23 protein-coding genes are annotated in these 25,081 nt (G+C 53.2%); 9 read left to right on the forward strand and 14 right to left on the reverse strand.

Annotation, left to right across the window (positions count from 1 at the left end):
- Positions 1 to 26 precede the first annotated feature (26 nt).
- Positions 27 to 278 carry a YciN family protein gene (locus tag QVF11_RS27605; RefSeq protein ID WP_112216481.1) on the reverse strand — a complete coding sequence of 84 codons (252 nt, stop codon included), beginning with the start codon at positions 276 to 278 and terminating at the stop codon, positions 27 to 29.
- Between the two features lie 411 nt (positions 279 to 689).
- Here QVF11_RS27605 and topA point away from each other — a divergent pair, with 411 nt between their 5' ends.
- From topA to acnA, 4 genes are all read left to right on the forward strand, one after another.
- Positions 690 to 3,287: a type I DNA topoisomerase gene (gene topA / locus QVF11_RS27610; RefSeq protein WP_142514237.1), complete on the forward strand. Its 2,598-nt coding sequence runs from the start codon at positions 690 to 692 to the stop codon at positions 3,285 to 3,287.
- Positions 3,288 to 3,618: 331 nt separating this feature from the next.
- Positions 3,619 to 4,593: an HTH-type transcriptional regulator CysB gene (gene cysB, locus QVF11_RS27615; RefSeq protein WP_110273501.1), complete on the forward strand. Its 975-nt coding sequence runs from the start codon at positions 3,619 to 3,621 to the stop codon at positions 4,591 to 4,593.
- 245 nt (positions 4,594 to 4,838) lie between these two features.
- Complete coding sequence (locus QVF11_RS27620) at positions 4,839 to 5,006, forward strand: YmiA family putative membrane protein (protein WP_110273500.1); 168 nt, start codon at positions 4,839 to 4,841, stop codon at positions 5,004 to 5,006.
- Between the two features lie 394 nt (positions 5,007 to 5,400).
- Positions 5,401 to 8,073 carry an aconitate hydratase AcnA gene (gene acnA / locus QVF11_RS27625; RefSeq protein ID WP_112216483.1) on the forward strand — a complete coding sequence of 891 codons (2,673 nt, stop codon included), beginning with the start codon at positions 5,401 to 5,403 and terminating at the stop codon, positions 8,071 to 8,073.
- 60 nt (positions 8,074 to 8,133) lie between these two features.
- Here the strand turns inward: acnA and ribA are convergent, their stop codons facing one another.
- Positions 8,134 to 8,724: a GTP cyclohydrolase II gene (gene ribA, locus QVF11_RS27630; protein ID WP_110273498.1), complete on the reverse strand. Its 591-nt coding sequence runs from the start codon at positions 8,722 to 8,724 to the stop codon at positions 8,134 to 8,136.
- 161 nt (positions 8,725 to 8,885) lie between these two features.
- Here ribA and pgpB point away from each other — a divergent pair, with 161 nt between their 5' ends.
- The 5 genes from pgpB (at position 8,886) to yciH (ending at position 12,528) form a co-directional block, all read left to right on the forward strand.
- On the forward strand, positions 8,886 to 9,653 hold the full coding sequence (pgpB, locus tag QVF11_RS27635) for a phosphatidylglycerophosphatase B (protein WP_287860964.1): 768 nt from the start codon (positions 8,886 to 8,888) through the stop codon (positions 9,651 to 9,653).
- Positions 9,654 to 9,788: 135 nt separating this feature from the next.
- Positions 9,789 to 10,097, forward strand: a complete 309-nt coding sequence (locus QVF11_RS27640; protein ID WP_110273496.1) for a LapA family protein — start codon at positions 9,789 to 9,791, stop codon at positions 10,095 to 10,097.
- Positions 10,098 to 10,103: 6 nt separating this feature from the next.
- A complete protein-coding gene (gene lapB / locus QVF11_RS27645; RefSeq protein WP_287860966.1) occupies positions 10,104 to 11,273 on the forward strand; it encodes a lipopolysaccharide assembly protein LapB in 1,170 nt (389 codons plus the stop codon).
- A gap of 191 nt (positions 11,274 to 11,464) precedes the next feature.
- A complete protein-coding gene (gene pyrF, locus QVF11_RS27650; protein WP_287860968.1) occupies positions 11,465 to 12,202 on the forward strand; it encodes an orotidine-5'-phosphate decarboxylase in 738 nt (245 codons plus the stop codon).
- Positions 12,202 to 12,528 carry a stress response translation initiation inhibitor YciH gene (yciH, locus tag QVF11_RS27655; protein WP_110273493.1) on the forward strand — a complete coding sequence of 109 codons (327 nt, stop codon included), beginning with the start codon at positions 12,202 to 12,204 and terminating at the stop codon, positions 12,526 to 12,528. Before pyrF ends, yciH begins: the two co-directional genes overlap by 1 nt.
- Positions 12,529 to 12,884: 356 nt before the next feature.
- On the opposite strand, the gene osmB is transcribed toward yciH, so the two are convergent.
- The 12 genes from osmB to sapA form a co-directional block, all read right to left on the reverse strand.
- Positions 12,885 to 13,103: an osmotically-inducible lipoprotein OsmB gene (osmB, locus tag QVF11_RS27660; RefSeq protein ID WP_287861081.1), complete on the reverse strand. Its 219-nt coding sequence runs from the start codon at positions 13,101 to 13,103 to the stop codon at positions 12,885 to 12,887.
- 278 nt (positions 13,104 to 13,381) lie between these two features.
- Positions 13,382 to 14,131, reverse strand: a complete 750-nt coding sequence (yciT, locus tag QVF11_RS27665; RefSeq protein ID WP_287860971.1) for a DNA-binding transcriptional regulator YciT — start codon at positions 14,129 to 14,131, stop codon at positions 13,382 to 13,384.
- A 74-nt stretch (positions 14,132 to 14,205) separates the two neighbouring features.
- The gene (locus QVF11_RS27670) at positions 14,206 to 14,388 is read right to left on the reverse strand and encodes a YciZ family protein (protein WP_112216488.1); all 183 of its coding nucleotides are present in this window, start codon (positions 14,386 to 14,388) and stop codon (positions 14,206 to 14,208) included.
- Between the two features lie 175 nt (positions 14,389 to 14,563).
- On the reverse strand, positions 14,564 to 16,498 hold the full coding sequence (locus QVF11_RS27675) for an exoribonuclease II (RefSeq protein ID WP_112216489.1): 1,935 nt from the start codon (positions 16,496 to 16,498) through the stop codon (positions 14,564 to 14,566).
- 81 nt (positions 16,499 to 16,579) lie between these two features.
- A complete protein-coding gene (locus QVF11_RS27680; RefSeq protein ID WP_287860974.1) occupies positions 16,580 to 17,737 on the reverse strand; it encodes a carboxymuconolactone decarboxylase family protein in 1,158 nt (385 codons plus the stop codon).
- A gap of 182 nt (positions 17,738 to 17,919) precedes the next feature.
- Complete coding sequence (gene fabI, locus QVF11_RS27685) at positions 17,920 to 18,708, reverse strand: enoyl-ACP reductase FabI (protein ID WP_112216491.1); 789 nt, start codon at positions 18,706 to 18,708, stop codon at positions 17,920 to 17,922.
- A 211-nt stretch (positions 18,709 to 18,919) separates the two neighbouring features.
- Entirely contained in the window at positions 18,920 to 19,462 is a 543-nt protein-coding gene (locus QVF11_RS27690) for a HutD/Ves family protein (RefSeq protein ID WP_112216492.1), read from the reverse strand.
- An 18-nt stretch (positions 19,463 to 19,480) separates the two neighbouring features.
- Positions 19,481 to 20,290: a putrescine export ABC transporter ATP-binding protein SapF gene (gene sapF, locus QVF11_RS27695; protein ID WP_110273484.1), complete on the reverse strand. Its 810-nt coding sequence runs from the start codon at positions 20,288 to 20,290 to the stop codon at positions 19,481 to 19,483.
- Position 20,291: 1 nt separating this feature from the next.
- Positions 20,292 to 21,284 carry a putrescine export ABC transporter ATP-binding protein SapD gene (gene sapD / locus QVF11_RS27700; protein WP_110273483.1) on the reverse strand — a complete coding sequence of 331 codons (993 nt, stop codon included), beginning with the start codon at positions 21,282 to 21,284 and terminating at the stop codon, positions 20,292 to 20,294.
- Entirely contained in the window at positions 21,284 to 22,174 is an 891-nt protein-coding gene (gene sapC / locus QVF11_RS27705; RefSeq protein ID WP_287860978.1) for a putrescine export ABC transporter permease SapC, read from the reverse strand. The genes sapD and sapC overlap by 1 nt, the downstream gene beginning before the upstream one ends.
- The gene (gene sapB / locus QVF11_RS27710) at positions 22,161 to 23,126 is read right to left on the reverse strand and encodes a putrescine export ABC transporter permease SapB (RefSeq protein ID WP_112216495.1); all 966 of its coding nucleotides are present in this window, start codon (positions 23,124 to 23,126) and stop codon (positions 22,161 to 22,163) included. Before sapB ends, sapC begins: the two co-directional genes overlap by 14 nt.
- Positions 23,123 to 24,766: an ABC transporter substrate-binding protein SapA gene (gene sapA / locus QVF11_RS27715; protein ID WP_287860980.1), complete on the reverse strand. Its 1,644-nt coding sequence runs from the start codon at positions 24,764 to 24,766 to the stop codon at positions 23,123 to 23,125. The genes sapB and sapA overlap by 4 nt, the downstream gene beginning before the upstream one ends.
- Positions 24,767 to 25,081: the final 315 nt, after the last annotated feature.

Here is a 25,081-nt window from a genome sequence, read left to right on the forward strand (position 1 = left end):
TGTCGTATTAGCCCGGCAGGTAATGGTTAATCTGCCAGGTGATATTTATCAGACAGCTCATGTGCGAGGTATTTGAACATATTAAATACCGCCGTACTTTTTGCCGTTGGCAGACCCTGCTCATCAAGATAAAACTCGCCGCTGAACACCAGCACGCCGTTACGCTGAACGACGTCGGTAGCCTCGATCCCGGCTAACGTATCCTCATGTTCGCGGATGAGTTTATTGGCTTTTTCAAGCAGCTTCTGGCGATCGATGGGTTGGGTTGTACCTTGCATAAATGCCTCCTGTGGTTCTTCGCCGGTAGTCTACGCCGCACCGCGGCGAGGGGCAAATTTTCCATTAATCTTGTTGGGGGAATCGCAGAGGCCTAATAAACATCAGTTTAGTGGCGGGATTTGCTTTTGCATGCTAATAAAGTTGCGTAACGAATTTTATCAGGTACAGTGTGACGCTTTCAGCGATCTGGCAGCAGATTTGCTTGACATTCGGCCAAAAATTATTCGTGCTATGTCGCCTGGCAAGATAAAGCCAGCAAACTCAGCAATCTGGTTTTATGGATGTGAAACCAATGCAAAGGGTTGATATCCATCGACAACGACGCAACATTAGGTTGTGACGTGTCGCCAGTGGATGGTGAATCAATGTGCGATGTATTCCTGGATGAATCAAATTAGGTAAAGGTGAATATGGGTAAAGCTCTCGTTATCGTTGAGTCCCCGGCAAAAGCCAAAACGATCAATAAGTATCTGGGTAATGACTACGTGGTGAAATCCAGCGTCGGTCATATCCGAGATTTGCCGACCAGTGGCTCAGCTTCCAAAAAGAGCGCCGACTCTACCGCCACCAAAGGGGCTAAAAAGCCTAAGAAGGATGAACGTGGTGCTCTGGTCAATCGTATGGGCGTGGACCCGTGGCATGACTGGGATGCGCACTATGAAATACTTCCGGGTAAAGAAAAGGTCGTCGCGGAACTCAAGCAGTTGGCAGAAAAAGCCGACCACATCTACCTCGCAACCGACCTTGACCGCGAAGGGGAAGCCATTGCATGGCACCTGCGGGAAGTTATCGGTGGTGATGAGCAGCGCTATAGTCGCGTGGTGTTCAATGAGATCACCAAAAATGCTATCCGTCAGGCTTTTGAAAAGCCGGGCGAACTGAATATTGACCGTGTTAACGCCCAGCAGGCGCGTCGTTTTATGGACCGCGTTGTGGGTTACATGGTGTCTCCACTGTTGTGGAAAAAGATTGCTCGTGGTCTGTCCGCAGGCCGCGTTCAGTCCGTTGCCGTGCGTCTGGTTGTTGAGCGCGAACGCGAAATTAAAGCGTTTGTTCCGGAAGAGTTCTGGGAAATTGACGCCAACACCACCACGCCTGGTGGCGACGCGCTGTCGTTGCAGGTAACGCATAAAGCCGATAAGCCATTCCGTCCGGTCAATCGTGACGAAACTATGGCGGCGGTCAGCCTGCTGGAAAAAGCGGGTTATAGCGTCCTTGAGCGCGAAGACAAGCCAACCAGCAGCAAGCCTGGCGCACCATTTATTACCTCCACTCTGCAGCAGGCGGCCAGCACGCGTCTGGGCTTCGGGGTGAAGAAAACCATGATGATGGCGCAGCGTTTGTATGAAGCGGGCTACATCACCTACATGCGTACTGACTCCACCAACCTGAGTCAGGATGCAGTAAATATGGTTCGTGGCTATATTGGCGATAATTTCGGCAAGAAATACCTGCCGGAAAACGCCAATCAGTACACCAGCAAAGAAAATTCGCAGGAAGCGCACGAAGCGATTCGTCCTTCCGACGTGAACGTGGTGGCGGAATCGCTGAAAGATATGGAAGCGGATGCGCAGAAACTGTATCAACTGATTTGGCGCCAGTTTGTCGCCTGTCAGATGACGCCTGCGCAATACGACTCCACCACGCTGACCGTAAAAGCGGGTGATTTTAAACTCAAGGCGCGCGGTCGTACGCTGCGCTTTGATGGCTGGACGAAAGTGATGCCAGCGTTGCGCAAAGGCGATGAAGACAGGGTTCTGCCGGTGGTTAAACAGGGCGATAGCTTAAGCCTGGTTGAACTGCTCCCGGCACAGCACTTTACCAAACCGCCTGCGCGCTTTAGTGAAGCTTCTTTGGTTAAAGAGCTGGAAAAACGCGGTATCGGCCGTCCGTCCACCTATGCGTCGATCATTTCGACCATTCAGGATCGCGGCTATGTGCGCAGTGAAAATCGTCGTTTCTACGCAGAGAAAATGGGTGAGATCGTTACCGATCGCCTGGAAGCCAACTTCCGCGAGCTGATGAACTACGATTTTACCGCGCAGATGGAAAACAGCCTTGACCAGGTGGCTAACCACGAAGCCGAGTGGAAGAAGGTGCTCGATAGCTTCTTCGGCGACTTCACCAACCAGCTGGAAAAAGCAGAAAAAGACCCTGAAGAGGGCGGTATGCAGCCGAACCAGATGGTGCTGACCAGCATCGACTGTCCGACCTGTAGCCGTCAGATGGGCATCCGTACCGCGACGACCGGCGTCTTCCTGGGTTGCTCAGGCTATGCGCTGTCGCCGAAAGAGCGCTGCAAGACCACCATCAACCTGGTGCCGGAAAACGAAGTGCTGAACGTGCTGGAAGGTGATGACGCCGAAACCAACGCGTTGCGCGCTAAACGTCGCTGCCAGAAATGCGGCACGGCGATGGACAGCTACCTCATCGATCCGAAACGTAAACTGCACGTCTGCGGTAATAACCCGACCTGCGATGGCTACGAGATCGAAGAGGGTGAGTTCCGCATCAAGGGCTATGATGGTCCGATCGTTGAGTGTGAAAAATGTGGTTCCGAAATGCACCTGAAGATGGGGCGTTTTGGTAAGTACATGGCTTGTACTAACGATGAGTGTAAAAATACGCGTAAGATCCTGCGTAACGGGGAAGTGGCACCGCCGAAAGAAGATCCGGTTCCGCTGCCAGAACTCCCGTGCGAGAAATCAGACGCTTACTTTGTGTTGCGTGATGGCGCAGCAGGTGTTTTCCTGGCTGCGAACACCTTCCCTAAATCGCGTGAAACTCGCGCGCCGTTAGTGGAGGAGCTATATCGCTTCCGCGATCGTCTGGCTGAGAAACTGCGTTATCTGGCCGATGCGCCGCAGCAGGATCCGGAAGGCAACAAAACAATGGTGCGTTTTAGCCGTAAGACTAAGCAACAGTACGTTGCTTCAGAGAAAGACGGTAAAGCGACCGGCTGGTCAGCCTTCTATATTGATGGCAAATGGACTGAAGCGAAGAAGTAAGCGCTATGACCGCTAAGAAGGGCCGCATTGCGGCCCTTTTTTAACATTACAGGTCACTGATCTACAACATTTAATCCTGTATTCTCCCCGCCTTATAACCGGCTTATTATTTTTCGTTAGTATCTATACACTGTAGATATAAATGATATAGTGGTTATAGCTAATCTCTTTTTTATTATCAAATCGTCTTATACATCATCGTTTTCAGGATACGTTGTGGCGCCAGCATGGCGAGTCGCAGGGATGGTAGGGTCTTGCTTGCCTGCCAGGAAGTCGCCTGAACGTAAAATGTATTAAGCGGGTTCATTTTACGCGTTATCGGATATCAGCCATGAAACTACAGCAGCTCCGCTACATCGTTGAGGTTGTTAACCATAATCTGAACGTCTCCTCTACTGCCGAAGGGCTGTATACCTCACAGCCAGGCATCAGCAAGCAGGTCCGCATGCTGGAAGATGAGCTGGGAATTCAGATTTTCGCCCGCAGCGGCAAACATTTAACTCAGGTGACTCCCGCCGGGCAGGAGATCATCCGCATTGCTCGTGAAGTCTTGTCAAAAGTGGATGCGATAAAGTCGGTCGCCGGTGAACACACCTGGCCTGATAAAGGTTCGCTGTACGTTGCGACCACTCATACTCAGGCTCGCTACGCGCTCCCGGGGGTGATTAAAGGGTTTATCGAACGCTATCCGCGCGTCTCATTGCACATGCATCAGGGCTCGCCAACGCAAATCGCGGAGGCAGTCTCGAAAGGTAATGCTGACTTTGCTATCGCGACCGAAGCGCTGCATCTCTATGATGATTTAGTCATGCTGCCTTGCTATCACTGGAACCGCTCCGTTGTTGTGACGCCGGAGCACCCGCTGGCTTCCCGAGGTTCGGTATCTATCGAGGAACTGGCGCAGTATCCGCTGGTGACCTACACCTTCGGGTTTACCGGTCGTTCCGAGCTGGATACTGCTTTTAACCGTGCCGGGTTGACGCCACGCATTGTCTTTACCGCAACCGATGCTGATGTAATAAAAACTTACGTGCGCCTGGGCCTTGGGGTAGGGGTTATTGCTAGCATGGCAGTAGATCCTGTCTCCGATCCGGATCTGGTCAAGCTTGATGCCAACGATATTTTCAGCCACAGCACGACTAAAATCGGCTTCCGTCGTAGTACCTTCCTGCGAAGCTATATGTATGATTTTATTCAACGTTTCGCCCCACATCTGACGCGCGATGTCGTCGATACCGCTGTGGCATTGCGTTCAAATGAAGATATTGAAGCGATGTTCAAAGATATTAAGTTACCGGAAAAATAAGCGTACAAATAATAATGGCATCCTCAAGGGGATGCCAAATCCTATGATGGCCTATAATTGAATATCTAAACCTCGTCTGAATCACAATTTTTGTTAACTCATCCTACCACATTTGCAAATATACCCGTCGCGATCAAAGTATTGATGAAATTCATCTTCCGAGGGATAAAATCACTGGATTAATACTGAATCCATAATTAAGATTTATCTGTACTTAGTTGTTATTAACGATTGGTGGTGAAAAAATGATTAGTGATATCGATTATATGAAGTATGCGATGTCACAGGAACGTGACAAGACTGAGATAGATCCGGTTTTGAGAAGTAAGGCCTGGAGTGCCGTTATCCTTGGGCTTGCGATGTTCTGGAGCGTCATTGCTCTGGTTGTCTGCAACGTGTGGTTACTTAACTAGAGCACATTTCCAGTCAAATTGATTGTGTCGTTTTTATGACAGTCTGGATTTGAGAACTATTTCCATTCGATAAAATAACAGTAATAAGGAGTATATATTTTTTGCCTTTTTGGTCTCTCTCTATAAATTTACTCTGCTGAACTAATCGTCAAAATAGTGGCGATTAGTTCTTCTTTTGTACTCGTGTACTAATACAACTCCGCAGTAATAAAACATACCTCCTTCAAACCTTCTCAATATTTTTAGCACCCATTATTCAAAATTTCTGTCTTGATGCGTTTCATCGATTTTAGCAATTTGGGTTGTTATCAAAATGTTACGTCAAAGATGTGTTATCTTTAATAATGTCCCTGAGGAGGATCAGGGCTTGCTATCCCTATGTTAAGGAGGAGCTATGTCGTCAACCCTACGAGCCGCCAGCAAGGAAACCTTACAGGTTAATGATAAGACCTGGCATTACTACAGCTTACCGCTGGCCGCCAAAGAACTGGGCGATCTCTCGCGTTTGCCCAAATCCCTCAAAGTACTACTGGAGAACCTTTTGCGCTGGCAGGACGGTGATTCGGTGACCGCCGAAGATATTCACGCCCTGGCCGGATGGCTGAAAAATGCTCATGCTGATCGAGAGATCGCCTACCGTCCGGCGCGTGTGCTGATGCAGGATTTTACCGGCGTTCCCGCCGTGGTGGATCTGGCAGCGATGCGTGAAGCGGTAAAACGCCTGGGAGGCGATACAGCCAAAGTGAATCCACTCTCTCCCGTCGATCTGGTCATTGACCACTCGGTGACGGTAGACCGCTTTGGCGATGATGATGCGTTTGAAGAGAACGTCCGTCTTGAGATGGAGCGTAACCACGAACGCTACGTATTTTTGCGCTGGGGACAGCAGGCGTTCAGCCGCTTCAGCGTGGTGCCGCCGGGCACCGGAATTTGCCACCAGGTTAACCTTGAGTATCTTGGCAAGGCGGTATGGAGTGAAGAGCAAAACGGCGAATGGGTGGCGTACCCGGATACCCTGGTCGGGACCGACTCGCATACTACGATGATCAATGGCCTCGGCGTACTGGGGTGGGGCGTTGGCGGCATCGAAGCGGAAGCCGCGATGCTGGGGCAGCCTGTTTCCATGCTGATCCCGGATGTTGTCGGTTTCAAGCTGAGCGGCAAGCTGCGTGAAGGTATCACCGCCACCGACCTGGTGCTAACCGTGACGCAAATGCTGCGCAAACACGGCGTAGTGGGTAAATTTGTCGAGTTCTATGGAGATGGACTTGATTCATTACCGCTGGCAGACCGTGCCACTATCGCTAATATGTCGCCGGAGTACGGCGCGACATGCGGTTTCTTCCCTATTGATGCTGTCACACTGAGCTATATGCGCCTGACCGGGCGCAGCGAAGAGCAGGTGGCGCTGGTGGAAGCCTATGCGAAAGCGCAGGGGATGTGGCGACAGCCTGGGGACGAACCGATCTTCACCAGCTCTCTGGCGCTGGATATGGGGACCGTAGAAGCTAGCCTGGCAGGGCCGAAGCGTCCGCAGGATCGCGTTGCTCTGGGTGATGTCCCTAAAGCTTTTGCCGCCAGCGCCGAGCTGGAAGTTAACCATGCGCAGAAAGACAAGCGGCCTATCGACTATACGCTGAACGGACAGCAATATTCGCTGCCGGATGGTGCGGTGGCGATTGCCGCGATTACCTCATGTACCAACACTTCTAACCCCAGCGTGTTGATGGCCGCCGGCCTGCTGGCAAAAAATGCTGTCGAGCGGGGATTAAAGCCGCAGCCGTGGGTGAAGGCCTCGCTGGCGCCGGGTTCGAAAGTGGTCTCCGACTATCTGGCCCACGCAAAGTTGACGCCATATCTTGATGAGCTGGGTTTTAACCTGGTGGGGTATGGTTGTACGACCTGTATCGGTAACTCCGGGCCGTTGCCGGATCCGATTGAACGCGCAATCAAACAGGGCGATTTGACCGTCGGGGCCGTGCTTTCCGGTAACCGTAACTTTGAAGGCCGAATTCATCCGCTGGTGAAAACTAACTGGCTGGCCTCGCCACCTCTGGTTGTAGCTTACGCGCTGGCGGGCAATATGAACCTCGACCTGACCCGCGAACCGTTGGGCATCGGCAAAGACGGTCAGCCAGTGTATCTGAAAGATATCTGGCCAAGTGGAGCAGAAGTAGCGCGTGCGGTTGAGCAGGTTTCGACGGAGATGTTCCATAAGGAGTACGCCGAAGTGTTTGAAGGGACGCCTGAATGGCGGTCGATAAAAGTGGATCGCTCTGATACCTACGACTGGCAGGATGACTCAACCTATATTCGCCTGTCGCCGTTCTTTGACGACATGGGCGTTGAACCCAAACCGGTAGAAGACATTCATGGCGCGCGCATTCTGGCGATGCTGGGTGACTCAGTGACAACTGACCACATTTCACCTGCGGGTAGCATCAAAGCCGATAGCCCGGCGGGTCGTTACCTGCAAAATCATGGCGTTGAACGCACCGATTTTAACTCCTACGGTTCGCGACGCGGAAACCACGAGGTGATGATGCGCGGTACGTTTGCCAATATCCGTATTCGCAACGAAATGGTGCCCGGAGTGGAAGGAGGGATGACGCGCCATCTTCCCGATAGTGAACCTATTGCGATTTATGATGCGGCCATGTTGTACAAAGATGAAGGCACGCCGCTGGCGGTGATCGCCGGGAAAGAGTATGGCTCAGGCTCCAGCCGCGACTGGGCAGCGAAAGGACCTCGTCTACTTGGCGTCAGGGTGGTTATTGCTGAATCTTTCGAGCGTATCCACCGCTCGAACCTGATTGGGATGGGGATATTGCCGTTAGAATTCCCGCAGGGTGTTACGCGTAAAACGCTGGGACTCACTGGTGCGGAGCGGATCGATATCAGCAACCTGCAATCACTGCAGCCAGGGATGACGGTTCCGATAACCCTAACCCGAGCAGACGGCAAACTGGACGTTATAGACTGCCGCTGTCGTATCGATACCGCCACTGAGCTGACGTACTACCAGAACGATGGCATTCTGCATTATGTCATTCGCAATATGCTATAGACCACGATGCTTTAAACAAAGAGGGCCAGCGTATGCTGGCCCTGAATTTTTCTGCCCGGATTATTTATTGAGCAAGTGCCCCATTTTGGCGGCTTTCGTATCCAGATAGTGCGCGTTCTTCGGGTTGCGACCCACGATCAGCGGTACGCGTTCAACAATGTTTATTCCTGCTTCGGTCAGAATTTCGACCTTCTTCGGATTGTTGGTTAACAGGCGCACTTGATCGACGTTGAGCAACTTAAACATATCGGCGCACAGCGTGAAGTCGCGCTCATCGGCGGCAAAACCGAGCTGATGGTTAGCTTCGACCGTGTCATAACCCTGATCTTGTAAAGCATAGGCGCGGATTTTGTTCAGCAGGCCAATATTGCGCCCTTCCTGACGGTGATATAGCAGGATCCCGCGACCCTCTTCGGCAATATGCGACAATGCCGCTTCTAGCTGAAACCCGCAATCACAACGCAGACTAAAAAGGGCATCGCCCGTTAAGCACTCTGAATGTACGCGAGCCAGAACGGGGATCTGCCCCGAGATATCGCCAAAAACCAGGGCAACGTGATCCTGCCCGGTTGCCAGTTCTTCAAAACCCACCATGAGAAAATCGCCCCATGGGGTTGGCAGTTTGGCTTCTGCCACACGTTTAAGCTGCATGTGATTCTCCAGATTCTATCAGCACCTGACTGTGCTTCTGTTTGCCGCTATTTTGCCACAACGGCGTGACGTTCTCCTAATTGCGCACGGCTGCTTGCGTGCAAAGCGCACAAACGAACCACTTTCCGTTATGATATCCAGGTCAATGATAAGGAGACGAGATGCTGTTGATTGCCAGACGAACCGCCGTTGGCGCGGCGCTGTTATTAGTTATGCCTGTTGTAGTCTGGATTTCCGGCTGGAAATGGCATCCGGGGTTGCCGGAAGGGGGGATGAAGCTGTTGTATTGGGTGACCGAAACGGTGACTCAGCCCTGGGGCGTTATTACCCACGTTATCCTGTGCGGCTGGTTCCTGTGGTGCCTGCGTTTTCGTCTACGGGCGGCAATCGTGCTGTTTCTGATTCTGGCGGCTGCAATTTTGATCGGGCAGGGCATGAAATCCTGGATTAAAGATCGCGTGCAGGAGCCTCGGCCCTTCGTCATTTGGCTGGAAAAGACGCAACAAGTGCCGGTGAATCAATTCTACGCATTGAAACGTAAAGATCGCGCTAAACTGGTGCATGAGCAGTTAGCGCAAGAGCAGCAAATTCCTAAATTTCTGCGTAAGCACTGGCAGAAAGAGACTGGATTCGCTTTCCCATCCGGTCACACGATGTTTGCCGCCAGTTGGGCATTACTCGGCGTTGGTTTGCTGTGGCCGCGGCGTCGTTGGGTCACTCTGGCGCTACTGCTAACATGGGCCACTGCGGTGATGGGCAGCCGCCTTGCGCTTGGTATGCACTGGCCGCTGGACTTGATCGTGGCAACCGTGATTTCCTGGCTGCTGGTTACCCTGGCGACCTGGCTTACACAACGGTTTTGTGGTCCGCTATCGCCGCCGGGGGAAGAGGCTCAGGACATTAAAAAAAGGGCTGCAGTCCCGGAGTAATGTTGATTTTACCGCCATCAGGCCGCATATCCTGTACTGGCGTTGTGCATTTCCATTTCACCGCTGCGGCGAAAATGATACTTTATAGGGCTGAACGCGGGATTTTTTCGCGCAACCCACATAACGGGAAGTAATGTGAAATATTTACTCATTTTCTTACTGGTGTTAGCGATCTTTGTCATTTCAGTGACGCTGGGTGCGCAAAATGACCAGGTAGTCACATTCAATTATTTGCTCGCGCAGGGTGAATTCCGGATTTCGACACTGCTGGCTGTCCTGTTTGCTGCTGGTTTTGCTATTGGTTGGCTGATTTGCGGTCTTTTCTGGCTGCGCGTTCGCGTCTCGCTGGCGCGTGCTGAACGTAGAATCAAGCGTCTGGAACACCAGATCGCACCAACCAGCGCTACACCTGCGCAAGCCGGTGTTCCCGCGGTGAAGGAATAATCATTTATGTTGGAGTTGTTGTTTCTGCTTTTGCCCGTTGCCGCTGCCTACGGTTGGTATATGGGGCGCAGAAGTGCACAACAGTCCAAACAGGACGATGCGAGCCGTCTGTCACGTGATTATGTGGCGGGGGTCAACTTCCTGCTGAGCAATCAGCAGGATAAAGCCGTTGATCTGTTCCTCGATATGCTGAAAGAGGATACCGGTACCGTTGAAGCCCACCTGACGCTTGGTAACCTGTTCCGCTCTCGCGGCGAGGTTGACCGGGCCATCCGCATTCATCAAAGCCTGATGGAAAGCGCTTCGTTGACGTATGACCAGCGACTGCTGGCCGTACAGCAACTCGGTCGCGACTACATGGCCGCTGGTCTGTATGACCGTGCGGAAAGCATGTTTAAACAGCTGGTGGATGAAACCGATTTTCGTCTCGGTGCCTTGCAACAGCTGCTGCAAATTTATCAGGCAACCAGCGACTGGCAGTCCGCTATTGAAATGGCAGAACGTCTGGTTAAGCTGGGCAAAGATAAACATCGCGGCGAAATTGCCAATTTTTGGTGTGAGCTTGCCTTACAGCAAATGGCGGGTAACGATCTGGATAAGGCCATGACGTTACTGAAAAAAGGTGCCGCTGCAGATCGTAATAGCGCTCGTGTCTCCATTATGATGGGCCGGGTATGGATGGAAAAGGGCGATTATGCCAAAGCGGTAGAGAGCCTGGAGCGCGTCATCGAGCAGGACAAAGAACTGGTCGGCGAAACGTTAGATATGCTGCAAACCTGTTACCAGCAGTTGGGCAAAACCGATGAGTGGGAAGCGTTTTTGCGCCGCTGCGCAGAAGAAAATACCGGGGCGACCGCTGACTTAATGCTAGCGCAAATCCTTGAACAGCGGGAAGGTATGGAGTCGGCGCAAAACTACGTCACGCGTCAGCTGGAGCGTCATCCGACGATGCGCGTGTTCCATAAGCTAATTGACTACCATATCAGCGAGGCTGAAGAGGGGCGGGCGAAAGAGAGCCTGGGTGTTTTACGCCAGATGGTCGGTGAACAGGTTCGCAGTAAGCCGCGTTACCGCTGCCAGAAATGTGGTTTTACCGCCCATACGCTGTACTGGCACTGTCCGTCCTGTCGCTCATGGGCAACAATTAAGCCAATTCGCGGCCTTGATGGGCAGTAGATTAAAAAAAATCCATATTTTAGTTACAACATACTAATGTGTTTTTATCCTTCATTTCCCTTGGCATCGGAAGTAAACCCGCCTGGCAGGGCGGGAAATACAACCTGTCATTTTTGCCTTATCGCAGGTAGAATGCTGCCCGTTTACCTTTTTGCGCCACACTGGCGCCCATCAACAATTAAGGTCCGGTCATGACGTCTACTGCTACATCTTCTTCCCGCGTTGTCACATCCTCTCCTATTGTTGTTGCTCTTGATTATGATAACCGTGATAAAGCGCTGGCATTTGTCGACCGCATCGACCCACGCGACTGCCGCCTGAAGGTTGGCAAAGAGATGTTTACTCTGTTTGGTCCACAGCTTGTTCGCGACCTGCACCAGCGTGGTTTTGAGGTTTTCCTCGACCTGAAATTTCACGATATTCCAAATACCACGGCACGTGCGGTTGCGGCAGCAGCAGAGCTCGGCGTCTGGATGGTCAACGTTCATGCCTCAGGCGGCGCGCGCATGATGACCGCCGCATGTGAAGCCTTGCTACCATTTGGTAATGATGCGCCGCTGCTGATCGCGGTGACCGTATTAACCAGTATGGAAGCCAGCGACCTGCAGGATCTGGGCATTACGCTTTCCCCGGCCGATTATGCCGCGAAGCTGGCGGCGCTGACCCAGAACTGTGGTCTGGATGGCGTTGTTTGTTCAGCGCAGGAAGCGGTGCGCTTCAAACAGGAACTAGGTCAGGCATTTAAGCTGGTGACGCCAGGCATTCGTCCGCAAGGCAGCGATGCAGGCGATCAGCGGAGGATCATGACGCCGGAACAGGCGCTGGCCGCTGGTGTGGATTATATGGTCATTGGCCGCCCGGTGACTCAGTCTGCCGATCCGGCCGCCACGCTAAGTAGTATTAATGCATCATTGAACAAGGGGGCGTGATGAGCGATTCCAACAGTCGTCTGGTGTATTCGACGGACAGCGGGCGTATCGATGAGCCTAAACAGGTACAAGAGCGGGCGAAAGGTGATGGCATTGTGCGCATTCAGCGTCAGACCAGCGGTCGCAAAGGCAAAGGCGTGTGCTTGATTACAGGTATCGATGAAAACGACGAGGCGCTGGCTAAGCTGGCTGCTGAACTGAAAAAGAAATGCGGCTGCGGCGGTTCAGTAAAGGATGGCGTGATTGAGATTCAGGGCGATAAGCGTGATTTACTCAAATCACTTCTCGAAGCGAAAGGTATGAAAGTTAAACTGGCAGGCGGCTAAGAGCCTATCCCATTAGGCTATTTTGTTCGCCAGTTTGGCACCGGGCAGTGCTCGAAATCCTCACGTACTACGTGTACGTTCCTGTTTCTGCGCGCTGTCCGGCACCAAACTGGCTTCAACAAGGGGTAGACTCTAATAATAAGGCCACGATATGCGTATCGTGGCCTTAATTTTTTTTGCTGGAGAATCAGTTAGCTAATATAAATTTTTATTTTATTTCGTGTGATATACCCTAAATAATTCTAGTTGCAGGACAAAACGGTGAACCGTTTTGAACAGCGCTCGCGCTGCCTCCGTAGGGGCGCCGAGTAACAAAGCCAATGCATATGCAACTTGAAGTATGACGGGTATAAATATTATTTACCTACCTGGTGACCAATAATACCGCCGACTGCGGCGCCGCCCAGCGTACCCAGGGTGCTACCGTCAGTTAATACTGCACCGCCGATTGCGCCAGCACCCGCCCCGATAGCGGTGTTACGATCGCGTTTAGACCAGTTAGAACAAGCGCTCAGAGACATTGCAACTGTTATTGCCAGGACCGCAGCAGCCATTTTTTTGTTCATTGAATTCATCATAATTTTCTCCTGAATAATCTATTCACGGATACAACTTCCTATAAGCATAGCTTGTTACTTCTGCTTAAGGGGTATTCCATGAAGCTAAGTTGCGCAGGTGTTACTCTAATCACGCAGGTGATAGTCACTTCCTGTTATATCGCTAACATTAATTTTACTTTCTATAAAATTTTCAGGGAGGTAAAAAGTCTTAATTCAGGTGTCAGAAAAGTCTCAGACGAAGCATGAGCCGGGTATTTACCCGGCAGAGTGAGGCGTTGTAGCGAAATAGGGAATTAAGAGTGATTAACGATATCGACGATTAACCCGCACGCAGCCAACCGATTGCGAACGGCATCGTTTAGGTTGTCGTCGGTAATAATGCGATTAAATCGTCCTACAGGGCCTAGCGGATAGGGATGAACAACGCTGAACTTCGAGCTGTCGCTTAGCACAATCGCTTCACAGCCTTTTTCCAGCACCGCGTTGACGACATCGGCGCGCATCATATCCCGGCCGGTAAACCCGGTTTCAGCCTGCCAGCCATCGATACCAATAAATGCCTTGCTGAAGTGAACTTGTTGAATGAACTGTCGCGTCAGTGGGCCAACCATACTTTCGCTGCGTTTTTGGTAAATCCCCCCCAGTAGAATGACTTCTCCGGGCGTCTCTTTAAGCAGGTGAGCGATATAGCTACTGACGGTGATGATGGTGATATCGCCACGCTCGGCAAGCGTACGGGCAAGAAGGGCGTTGCAGCTGCCGTTTTCGATAAACACCGTCTCGCCGGAAGAGACAAGCGTAGCGGCTCGCGTAGCCAGCTCTCGCTTAATAGAAAAGTTGGTCATCATGCGGGTTTCCACATCTTCGCTATCCAGAGGAACAGCGAAACCATGGGTACGTCGCAGATAGCTCTGCTTTTCCAGTAAATTCAAATCCTGGCGAATAGTGACTTCAGAGACACCGGTCATCTTCGCGAGATCGGACACGCTCATACGGCCTTTATCAATGACCATTTGCAAAATACTTTGTTGTCGGGCGTTCATAGCAACATCACAGTTAAAGGGCTATTTGAGGCTGGCAATCGGCGCTGAACGGCCGACCGCGGCGATAAAGGATTTTAGATTTCCCACGGCGCTTTAGTTTGGCCGGGTTTGGCTTCCTGTTCGTCACTGGAAAGCGCCTGCAGTTCAGCTTTTAGAATTTCCAGGTTATGAATGGCGGAGTGATAATCTCCGGCAACCAGGATATCAAGCACGGTATCAATACGTTGGGCGAGCAGGTGGGCATTCAGATCTGACATGGCGTAATCCTGGTTACAAATGTGAATAAAATCAATGATGCTAAAAACGGATGAAAAAGAGAAGCGAAAAAAACTCACAACCTAACTCATCTACTGTTATTAACGGAAAACGCGCAGGAAAACAACGGGAAGGGCCAGGATGCGGCTCCGAACGGGAGCCGCACAGGGCAGTCTATCAGGCGGCAGGACGCGCAATCACGCTGCGGGTTTCCATGCGAACTTCGGCAATCGTGACGTCAATTACGTCGGTCACTTTGTAGACGACTTCACCTTTAATCTGCACGGTACCATTTTCCTGGCTGCAAACCAGTTCATCGCGAACGGCGTGCAGGAACGGCGCTGGGATAAAGGCGACAGCACCGTTATCGACCAGACGCACGCGCATTCCACCGCGGCTAACATCAATGATTTCAGCAGCAAAACGCGTATCGGTTCCGGCTTTTGGGCTCAGATAACGGGCGTATAGCCAGTCTCCGACATCGCGCTCCGCCATGCGGTTAAGACGACGGCGGTCCGCCATCTGTATCGCAACGTCATCCTGCGGACGCGCAATGGCTTCCCCTTTGATAACCGCTTTCAGCAGACGATGGTTGATCATGTCGCCGTACTTACGGATCGGAGACGTCCAGGTCGCGTAAGCTTCAAGGCCCAGACCGAAGTGTGGTCCCGGCTCGGTACTAATTTCCGCGAACGACTGGAAGCGACGAATGCGGCTGTCGAGGAAGCCAGACGGCTGCGCGTCCAGCTCGCGACGCAGCTTGCAGAAGCCTTCGAGCGTCAGTACTTCTACCGGGTCAACGTGCACATCGTGCGTCTTCAGCAGCGCAGCCAGTTGCTCGGTGTTTGCCGGGTCAAAACCGGTGTGGACGTTATAGACACCGAAACCGAGTTTATCGCGCAGCACGCGGGCAGCGCAGATATTGGCGGCAATCATCGACTCTTCAACAATGCGGTTGGCGATACGACGTGGTTCGGCAACGATATCCAGTACTTCACCTTTCTCACCCAACACAAATCGGTAGTCCGGGCGGTCTTTAAACACTAGCGCGTGGGTTTTACGCCATTCGCTACGGCGCAAACAGACATCCTGCAGCAGTTTGATTTGCTGAGCGATGGCATCGCTCTCTGGCTGCCAACTGCCGTTATTTTCCAGCCAGTCGGAAACATCATCGTAAGCCAGTTTCGCTTTGGACATGATGGTGGCAGTGAAGAATTCGATATCGTCTTCAATGGTACCGTCATCGGCCAGAATCATACGGCAGGCCAGAACCGGACGAACTTCGTTGGCGCGCAGGGAGCACAGGTCGTCTGACAGCTCGCGCGGCAGCATTGGAATGTTGAAGCCCGGCAGATAGTTGGTAAAGGCGCGAATTTTCGCCGTGTTGTCCAGCTTGCTGCCTTCAGCAATCCAGGCTGTCGGATCGGCGATAGCAACGGTCAGGTGCAGTTTACCGTCCGCGGCAAGCTCTGCGTACAGGGCATCGTCCATATCTTCGGTGCTGGCGCTGTCGATGGTCACAAAAGTCAGAGCCGTTAGGTCGCGGCGCTCCAGACCTTCGTCGAGCATTTCAGTTGCTACGCCATCTGGCGCTTCTTTTTCCAGATTGTGGCGCGCGAGGGTAACCCACCAGGGTACAAAATGGTCATCGCCATAGGTGATGAACTGGGTCAGCTCGGCATAGAAGCCGCGATCGCCTTTCAGTGGATGACGGCGCATTTCAGCAACGGCCCAGTCACCCTCTTTAAAATCATGCTCAACGCCGCGAACGGCCCGGCAGGGAATGGCATCTTTCAGCAGCGGATGATCAGGAACGATGGAAAGACGGTCATCTTTCTTATGAACTTTACCGACAAAACGCGTCAGAAAAGGCTCAACCAGCTCTTCTGGCTCTGCGCTTTCGCGTTCTTTTTCAGTATTGACCACGGCAATAATACGGTCGCCGTGCATCACTTTTTTCATTTGCGGTGGCGGAATGAAATAGCTTTTCTGTGAGTCGACTTCCAGGAAGCCAAAGCCTTTTTCCGTCCCCTTAACGACCCCTTCAACGCGCGGAGTCTGGGAATGCAGTTGCTGTTTAAGCTGCGCTAGCAGCGGGTTGTCCTGAAACATAATTTCTTATTTTCGTGGCTAAAAGAGCGGCTGACATTTTTACGCGAATATGCCTGCCTCAGCAAGCGCTGTTTCAGCATTTTACGTCTGCTGACTCACATTCCCGAGGGCGATTTTCAGCCGATTCATCCAACCGCATAGCCCGCACCAGGCAAGAAGGTCGATAGCCGAAGTACGAGAGAGTCCGTATTCAATAAGGGGAGTTAGCTGGGCGGCGCTGAAGCGGTCTGGCGCTCGGGTCAAGAGCTGGACGGCCTGTAAAATGACGCGCTCCTGGGGATGTTGCTGCCCCCATGCCTGAGCGTCTGCCTCATGGCCACGCAACGCCTCAATAAGGTCTGGCAAATCCGAACATCGTGCGACCCAGGCGTTGAAGCAACTGGTACTACCGTTAATGCGTGCGGTTATCAGCGCCACCTGACTGACAAACTGTTGCGCGTCGCTGAGATGTGTCAGAACTTGTTCCAGCACATTAAGCGGTGACTCCTGTGTCGCCAGCAGCGGTGCCAGTTCGAACAAACCCGGATGCTTCTGCCAGTCAGCTAACAGCAATTGACGCTCATCATTGGCGTAGTGTAAATCTGAATCGTCCAGGCCCGGCTGCCAATCAATATCACTCGCGGCAAAAAGCGCTTCTGGCGCATCTTCTTGCTGTGGCATGCCGGGTATCCAGCGAACCGGATAACCTAATGCGGCCTGGAATGCGGCAATAGCGCGGGCCTGAAAGCCGACAAAGCCAACAATCTGATTGATCAGAATAATATCGCGGCTGGTCAAGCCCACCTCATCCAACTGACTGCGCGATAGCGCGTTAATGACCGAAGGCGAGCTGGCAAGCTGGCGAGCATATTGCGTGATCTGTGCCAGACGACGGTTGCTCTCTCGCGAAGAGTCCGGGCCGGGAAGCGGTGCCAGGCGGGCGGCATAGTGGTTACACAGGCGCTGTACGCCGTAAACCTGTGCCACGGTCAGCGCAGTACTTAGCCGGTCGTAGGCATTAAATGTTTGCAAGCGGCTCACAACTACCGTCGTCGGGAAGAAGGCATCGGCTAACTGACGGGCAGGCGCTATCCAACGCGCATGCGCCTGGAAAAGATCCTCGGGCAGAGTCAGGTCGAGTAGAAAGCGATCTTCGACATGGGCGGCTTCAGGGACGAGCGGCAATACATCCACCGGGCAGATTGTTGACTGGGTCTCATGATACCAGTGGTTTTTGCCGTTAACGCGGCGTTGCTCCATGGGGGATCCTTGTTCGGTATGTGGCAAACCACCGTTTCGCGGTTGCGCTATGCTGAACTATCCTGGCTTAACCCCGGAGCGGGAGAAAATATTGATACGTGCTAACAAATAGCGGATTGGAATAACAAAAGAAAAGTGCGGGGGAAAGCACCCTCCTCACGGACGCGAGGAGGGCAAAGAACTTATTTCAGTTCCAGCTCGTTCATTGCGGCGATGCTGAAACCACCGTCAACGTGAACGACTTCACCGGAGATGCCTGCAGACAGGTCGGAGCACAGGAATGCTGCACTGTTACCCACGTCTTCAGTGGTGACGGTGCGGCGGATCGGGGTGACCGCTTCGCAGTGCGCCAGCATCTTACGGAAATCTTTAATGCCGGAAGCGGCCAGAGTACGAATCGGACCGGCAGAGATAGCGTTAACGCGAACGCCTTCCGGACCCATAGCGTTCGCCATATAACGAACGTTAGCTTCGAGGGACGCTTTCGCCAGACCCATTACGTTGTAGTTCGGGATCGCGCGCTCAGCACCCAGATAGGACAGCGTCAGCAGGGCGGAGCCTGGGTTCAGCATGCCGCGGCAGGCTTTAGCCATCGCCACAAAGCTGTAGGCGCTGATATCGTGGGCGATTTTGAAGCCTTCACGAGTGACCGCGTTAACATAATCGCCGTCCAACTGATCTGCCGGAGCGAAGCCGATGGAGTGCACGAAACCGTCGAACTTAGGCCATACTTTTTCCAGCTCGGTGAACAGAGATTCAATGCTCTCATCTTCAGCCACGTCGCACGGCAGTACGATGTTGGAACCCAGTGCCGCAGCAAATTCTTCCACACGACCTTTCAGTTTTTCGTTCTGATAGGTGAACGCCAGTTCAGCCCCTTCACGGTGCATTGCTTGCGCAATACCGTAGGCGATGGACAGTTTGCTGGCAAGGCCAGTCAACAGAATGCGCTTACCGGAAAGAAAACCCATAGCTTTAATCCTTATCGTTATTGCGTATTTTTACTTTAACAATCATTTGGTTAGCGTTGTTATTTCAAAATAACTCAAATTTAGCCGGGAATTATATCCCACTGACGACCCCTTGTGTCACGATATTTTTCTGTTGTCCCTTACGCCTTATCACGTAAGGGTTACCGTGCATACAAAAGAGTATACCTTCTGCTATAACAGACATCCGTTGTTAGCGGCGTTCAATCTCGGCCAGCAAAAGCCGGGCATCCGCTGATTGCGGGAGCAGCTCTCCCGGCGACTCGCCGTGCCACCAGATCCCTGAGCCTGCTGTACAGGTCTTGCCAGCCAGCTGCCAGCGACCTTGCAGCACCCAGGCGATACCTTCCGCACCGGGCTGCTGTTGCTCTGCGACAACCGTGACCTGCGCGGCGGCGCGCGAGCGCTGAGTCATGATATTGAAATCCAGGCCGCGTCCGGAAATGCCTTCGCTGACGAGGGGCCATTCTCCGGCAAAAGCCCACGGTTGCCATAATTCAAGGCGCTGCGCGATGTTGTCGCCGTGCAGCCACAGCGGCTGCCCTTCAAGAAGGGTAATTACCCGGTCAACCTCAGGAAAGAGGGAAAACGGCCCATCATTACTCAGGGTGGCAATACTGGCGCGCCAGATAAAAGGCGCATCAGGCGAGGGGAGACTGACAATTTCGCGAGTTTCGCCGCCGCCGTTTTTCCACGGCGTCACGGGTAAAGAGGAAAACTGAACCGGAATAATCATCGTAATGTGCGCCTCGGATTATTTGCCGTCTTTACGCCAGGCGTCGGCCGTGAGCGCCTCGCCAAAATGCCCGGCGATAAGACGTTTGGTCAGGTCATGTAGCGGTGAGGCCAGTACATCGGCGGTGCTGCCACGTTCGACCACTTCCCCCTGATGCATCACTAAAACCTGATCGCTGATATGTTTCATCATCCCCAGATGCTGGGTGACGTAGATATAGGAGATACCCTGTTTCTCCTGTAACTCCAGCATCAGATTGATTAACTGTGAACGCATCGACATATCCAACGACGCCAGCGCCTCATCGCAAATAATCACCTTCGGGCGCAGAATCAGCGCCCGCGCCAAACCGAGGCGCTGTTTTTGCCCTGGCGCCAGCATATGCGGATAGTAACTCACATGGTCTGGCAGTAACCCGACCATACGGAGCGTTTCGATAATCTGCTTTTGCCGCGCTTCAGGCTCGAGGTCAGTATTCAGACGCAGCGGAAAATCGAGAATTTGAGAAATTCGCTGCCGTGGGTTGAGCGAAGTCGACGGATCCTGAAAGATCATACGAATCTGTTGGCTACGATAAGAGTAATCGCCGAACTCCAGCTGATGGTCATCAATCAGCAGTTCGCCGGTGCTGGGTTCGACCATACCGGCAAGCATTTTCGCCAGCGTTGATTTCCCTGAGCCATTCTCGCCAATAATTGCCAGAGTCTGGCGTTCACGCAGGGTAAAGCTCAGCGGCTTGACCGCGTCCACGGTTTGTCGATGAAACCATCCGGTACGATAGCGAAAGGTCTTACTCAGATTGCGCACTTCAAGCAATGTTTCGACCATTTCACTCTTTCTCCATGTTCAGCGGGAAATGACAGGCGTAGAGATGGTTACGCACGCCCACCAGCCGGGGCGTTTCGATGCATTCGCGCTGGGCATAGGGGCAACGTGGGCCGAGGCGGCAGCCGATCGGTAATTGTTCAAGCAATGGGATCGCCCCCGGCATGGTGTTGAGCCTGCTCTTATGCGGCAAGGCGCTACCGAAATCCGGGATTGCGCGAATCAGCGCCTGGGTATACGGGTGATGAGGGATGGTCACCAGCTCTTCGCTGGGAGCGCTCTCTACCGTCTGCCCGCAGTACATGACGTTAATTTTGTCCGCCCATTTACTGAGCATCTGCATATCGTGACTGATCAGCAAAATGGTGGTGTTGTTGTTCTGGTTGAGCCGCGTCAGCAGGCGGATGATTTGCGCCTGGGTCGTCGGTTCCATGGCGTTGGTTGGCTCATCGGCAATCAGCAACCGCGGCTGGTTTGCCAGCGCGATAGCAATCATCACCTTCTGGCACTCGCCGTCAGTGAGTTCGTAGGGAAAGCTGCGCATGGTGTCTTTATGATCTTTAATCCCCACGCGGTGTAACAGCTCGATGACGCGACGTTTTCGCCAGCCCAGGCGTTGCCACCAGCGACCTTTAAAGGTCCAGCCGGGGATATTTTGCTTCAACTGCTGGCCGATACGTTCGGAAGGATCAAGACAGGATTGCGGCTCCTGAAAAATCATCGATACGTTGTGGCCCACCAGCTTACGGCGTTCACGGTTCGAGAGGCGCAGCAGGTCGATATCATCGAAGCGCATACGGTCAGCGGTCACGCGCCAGTTATCTTTGGTGACGCCGCAAATAGCTTTGGCGATTAAGCTTTTTCCCGACCCAGATTCTCCGACCAGGCCGCGGATTTCGCCCTCAGCGAGAGTCAGGCTGACGCGATCGACGGCTTTAACCCAGCCTTCGTTAGTCTTGAATTCGATGGTTAAATTGCGGATATCGAGTAACGGCATTATTCCACCCCCGCGATAATTGCACGGCGGATCCCGTCGCCCAGCAGGTTAACCAGCAGGACGCTTAGCATAATTGCTCCGCCTGGCAGCATTACCGTCCACGGCGCGACGTAAATCAGCTCCAGCGCGTCGCCGAGCATCGCTCCCCACTCCGGAGAGGGGAGTTGAGCACCGAGGTCAAGGAATCCCAGCGCGGCAATATCCAGAATCGCCATCGACAGCGCCCGGGTGATCTCGGTGACCAGGCCGGAGGTAATATTCGGCAGCACTGCAAACCATAAAATATTCAGCGTCGATGCTCCGTCGAGGCGCGCGGCAATGACGTACTCTTTTTCCAGCTCGTCATGTACCATGCTGTAAACCGAACGTACCATACGCGGCAGCAGCGCCAGCCAGACGGCGAACATGGCGTGGCTGAGGTGCGGCCCGGCAAAGGCGACGACGATAATCGCCAACAGCAGGGATGGGATCGACAGCAGAGTGTCGAGGATATGGTTCATGATGGCTGAGCGCAGGCCATGGGTAGAGCCAGCAATCACGCCCAGCACCAGACCCAGCAGGGTTGCGCCAAGGGTCACCACAAACGCGCCACCTACCGTTGGTGCCGCCCCGCTTAGCAGTCGGCTGAGGACGTCACGGCCAAGATCGTCCGTGCCAAGGAAGAATGAGACTTCGCCGTAGCGCGACCACGACGGCGGCAATAGCTGATAGCCAAGAAATTGCTGGTCAATGCCATACGGAGCGAACCAACTGCCGAAAACGCATAACAGCACTAACGCCGAGCAGCCGTACAGACCCACCATCGCGGTCGTATCGCCATAAAATTTTCGCCATACGGTGCGCAGCGCGCCGGGCGGGCGCTTTTCCAGATAAACGCTATCGTAGGGCATACCATTCCTTATGTTTCAGTGGGTTAGCCATAGCACCCAAAATATCGGATATCACGTTCACAATGATCACTAGCGCGCCAATGACCATCACTCCCGCCGAAATCGCCGCGTAATCCTGTTGACGAATGGCGTTGATCAGCCAGCGGCCAAGACCTGGCCAGCTAAAGACCATTTCGGTAATCATCGCCAGCGTCAGCATGGTGGAAAACTGTAATCCCAGACGCGGGATCACTGGCGGCAGGGCGTTGTGTAGCACGTGACGGTGCAAAATGGTGCGCCGTGAAACGCCGCGAGTCGCAGCGGCTTTGACATAGTTTGTGTCGTAAACTTCGCTGGTGCTGATACGCATCAGGCGGATCACTTCGGTAGTCGGCGCTACCGCCAGGGTGAGCACTGGCAGCACCATATGACGCGCGGCACTGACGATCATTTCATGACGCCACGGCGAATCAGAAAGCCAGGCGTCAATCAGCGCAAAACCGGTGACTGTCTTGACTTCATATAGCAGATCGAAGCGCCCTGAAACCGGGAACCAGCCTAACGTCAGGGAGAAGAACAGGGTCAGCAGCAGCGCCAGCCAGAAGACAGGAATAGAAAAGCCCATCAGCGCCAGGGCGCTAATCAGGGTGTCCGGCCATTTGTTACGCATAATCCCTGCCAGCATACCGACGGGAATGCCGACCAACAGCGCGAAGCCGAAGGCGAGGATGCACAACTCCATGGTGGCCGGGAAAACCTCTTTGAGCTGCTCGGAGATCAGTTGACCGTTGATGCTGGAGACGCCGAAATCCCAGTGCAGTACCCCTTCAAACCAGAACAACCAGGCGTTCCACAGCGAAGCGCCCTGTAGCGGGGCGTGCGGCGTGAAATAGCTCAGACTAAAGCCGACGAAGGTTAGCAGAAAGAGCGTAATCAGCAGCAGCAGGAAGCGGCGCAGGGTAAAAATAATCATGGTTTTTTCACCTCGTCTTCTTTCTCGCGCGAGACGCCCGCAAAGGAAGCATTGCCAAACGGGCTCAGCACCAGGCCTCTCATATCGTAACGGTAAGCCTGTAAACGCAGCGAAGAAGCCAACGGCAGTACTGGCAGTTCGTTGGCGAGAATGTGCTGCGCCTCTTTATAGGCTTCAATACGCGATGCCAGCTGCTGCGAGGTCAGCGCTTTTTGCAGCACTTCATCGAACTCGCGGTTACACCAGTGAGCGTAGTTGGTTTGCGAGGTAATCGCCGCACAGCTCAGCAGCGGGCGGAAAAAACTGTCCGGATCGTTGCTGTCCGTTGCCCAGCCAGAGAGCGTTAGATCGTGGTTCATATCCATCAATCTTGCCTCCTGGAAGCGACCTTCAACCGGCACGATAATCACTTTTACACCAATCTGCGCCATATCCGCCTGAATAAGCTCGGCGGTTTTCAGCGGGCTGGGGTTCCAGGCTTGCGAACTGGTTGGCACCCACAGTTTAAGGGTTAGCTTTTCCAGCCCCAGCGCTTTCAGTTGGGCGCGCGCTTTCGCTGGATTGTATTCGGTAATCTTGGCGTCATTATCGTAGGCCCAGGAGGCGCGTGGCAGCATCGACGCCGCGGTTTCCGCCGTGCCGTAGTAGATCGATTGCATCAGACGCTGGTTATTAATCGCCAGCGCCAGTGCATGACGAACTTCCGGGTTATCGAGCGGTGGTTTCGCAGTATTAAACGCCAGCCAGGCGATATTCATCCCTGGACGCAGGGTCAAACGCAGTCGCGGATCGTCACGCAAAATTGAGAGCTGGCTGGCCGCGGGCCAGGCCAGCACGTCGCACTCGCCGGTGAGCAATTTCGACAGGCGACCTGTCCCGCCAGAACCGAGGTCGACGACAACCTGCGGCATCAACGGCGTGCCGCGCCAGTAGGCTGAATGGCGCTGTAGCCGGATGTACTGGCCACTTCGATACTCTTCCAACTGGAACGGACCGGTGCCGACCGGCTGGCGGTCAATCAGCTCCTGACGATCGCCCTGCGCCAGCTTCGCGGCATATTCCGCCGACATGACTGAGGCGTAGTGGGTCGCCAGGTGCCAAAGGAACGAGGCGTCCGGGCGTTTCAAGCGAAACTCGACGGTCTGGTTATCCAGCTTACGTACGCTTTCAACGCTGTCAGCGAACTGCAGGCTGTCGAAATAGGGGAAGCTGCTGCCGTTAACGTTGTGCCACGGATGGTCGCGGTTAAAAATGCGCCCAAAGGTGAAAATAACGTCATCGGCATTAAAGTTGCGGGTCGGCTTGAACCAGGCGGTCGTCTGGAATGGTACGTTGTTGCGCAGATGGAAACGGTAGGTCGCGCCGTTATCCAGTACTTCCCAGCTTTCCGCTAGCTCAGGCACCAGACGGTAAGTATAAGGGTCGACATCAAGCAGGCGGTCGTAGAGCTGGGCGGCCAGCGTGTCGACAATCAGTCCGCTGCTGACCTTTTGCGGATTAAAAGTATTGACCTGACCGCTGACGCAATAAACAAAGCCGCTATCACGGATATCAGCGTGAGCAGGCAGCGCTGGCGCGGCAAAGGCCTGTCCGCACAGCATGGAGACGGCTGCCAGGAGAGATGACAATTTCAGGCGCATAGTATCTTTTTGATTACAGAGCAAGGCTCTATCTTATTAATATTAAATAACATTTACCACCACCTTAATTGCTCATGGAGATAATGTAAGCGATGGTTGCGTTGGTTATTTGGCCAACTAATTCAAATTTAAACCGCTTATTAACTTCGAGTATACCTCTTAAATCACCCTGCGTTTGGCGTCAGGCGAGCGAAGGTATTATGAAAAGAGATTCATATGTCCCACGGGGCGCGGGCACCCTGATTTTTGCCACATGGTATCTTTTTATTAGCGGTTTCTCCAGTTAGCCGTGTTTCCACAGCGGCTGGACAAGGA

This window comes from Klebsiella sp. (assembly GCF_027492335.1).
Taxonomy (GTDB): Bacteria; Pseudomonadota; Gammaproteobacteria; order Enterobacterales; family Enterobacteriaceae; genus Klebsiella; species Klebsiella huaxiensis.

Coding starts and splice junctions, on each gene's coding strand:
- QVF11_RS27605 (WP_112216481.1), bottom strand. CDS start 278: ATGCAAGGTACAACCCAACCCATCGATCGCCAGAAGCTGCTTGAAAAA.
- topA (WP_142514237.1), top strand. CDS start 690: ATGGGTAAAGCTCTCGTTATCGTTGAGTCCCCGGCAAAAGCCAAAACG.
- cysB (WP_110273501.1), top strand. CDS start 3,619: ATGAAACTACAGCAGCTCCGCTACATCGTTGAGGTTGTTAACCATAAT.
- QVF11_RS27620 (WP_110273500.1), top strand. CDS start 4,839: ATGATTAGTGATATCGATTATATGAAGTATGCGATGTCACAGGAACGT.
- acnA (WP_112216483.1), top strand. CDS start 5,401: ATGTCGTCAACCCTACGAGCCGCCAGCAAGGAAACCTTACAGGTTAAT.
- ribA (WP_110273498.1), bottom strand. CDS start 8,724: ATGCAGCTTAAACGTGTGGCAGAAGCCAAACTGCCAACCCCATGGGGC.
- pgpB (WP_287860964.1), top strand. CDS start 8,886: ATGCTGTTGATTGCCAGACGAACCGCCGTTGGCGCGGCGCTGTTATTA.
- lapB (WP_287860966.1), top strand. CDS start 10,104: ATGTTGGAGTTGTTGTTTCTGCTTTTGCCCGTTGCCGCTGCCTACGGT.
- pyrF (WP_287860968.1), top strand. CDS start 11,465: ATGACGTCTACTGCTACATCTTCTTCCCGCGTTGTCACATCCTCTCCT.
- yciH (WP_110273493.1), top strand. CDS start 12,202: ATGAGCGATTCCAACAGTCGTCTGGTGTATTCGACGGACAGCGGGCGT.
- osmB (WP_287861081.1), bottom strand. CDS start 13,103: ATGAATTCAATGAACAAAAAAATGGCTGCTGCGGTCCTGGCAATAACA.
- yciT (WP_287860971.1), bottom strand. CDS start 14,131: ATGAACGCCCGACAACAAAGTATTTTGCAAATGGTCATTGATAAAGGC.
- QVF11_RS27670 (WP_112216488.1), bottom strand. CDS start 14,388: ATGTCAGATCTGAATGCCCACCTGCTCGCCCAACGTATTGATACCGTG.
- QVF11_RS27675 (WP_112216489.1), bottom strand. CDS start 16,498: ATGTTTCAGGACAACCCGCTGCTAGCGCAGCTTAAACAGCAACTGCAT.
- QVF11_RS27680 (WP_287860974.1), bottom strand. CDS start 17,737: ATGGAGCAACGCCGCGTTAACGGCAAAAACCACTGGTATCATGAGACC.
- fabI (WP_112216491.1), bottom strand. CDS start 18,708: ATGGGTTTTCTTTCCGGTAAGCGCATTCTGTTGACTGGCCTTGCCAGC.
- QVF11_RS27690 (WP_112216492.1), bottom strand. CDS start 19,462: ATGATTATTCCGGTTCAGTTTTCCTCTTTACCCGTGACGCCGTGGAAA.
- sapF (WP_110273484.1), bottom strand. CDS start 20,290: ATGGTCGAAACATTGCTTGAAGTGCGCAATCTGAGTAAGACCTTTCGC.
- sapD (WP_110273483.1), bottom strand. CDS start 21,284: ATGCCGTTACTCGATATCCGCAATTTAACCATCGAATTCAAGACTAAC.
- sapC (WP_287860978.1), bottom strand. CDS start 22,174: ATGCCCTACGATAGCGTTTATCTGGAAAAGCGCCCGCCCGGCGCGCTG.
- sapB (WP_112216495.1), bottom strand. CDS start 23,126: ATGATTATTTTTACCCTGCGCCGCTTCCTGCTGCTGCTGATTACGCTC.
- sapA (WP_287860980.1), bottom strand. CDS start 24,766: ATGCGCCTGAAATTGTCATCTCTCCTGGCAGCCGTCTCCATGCTGTGC.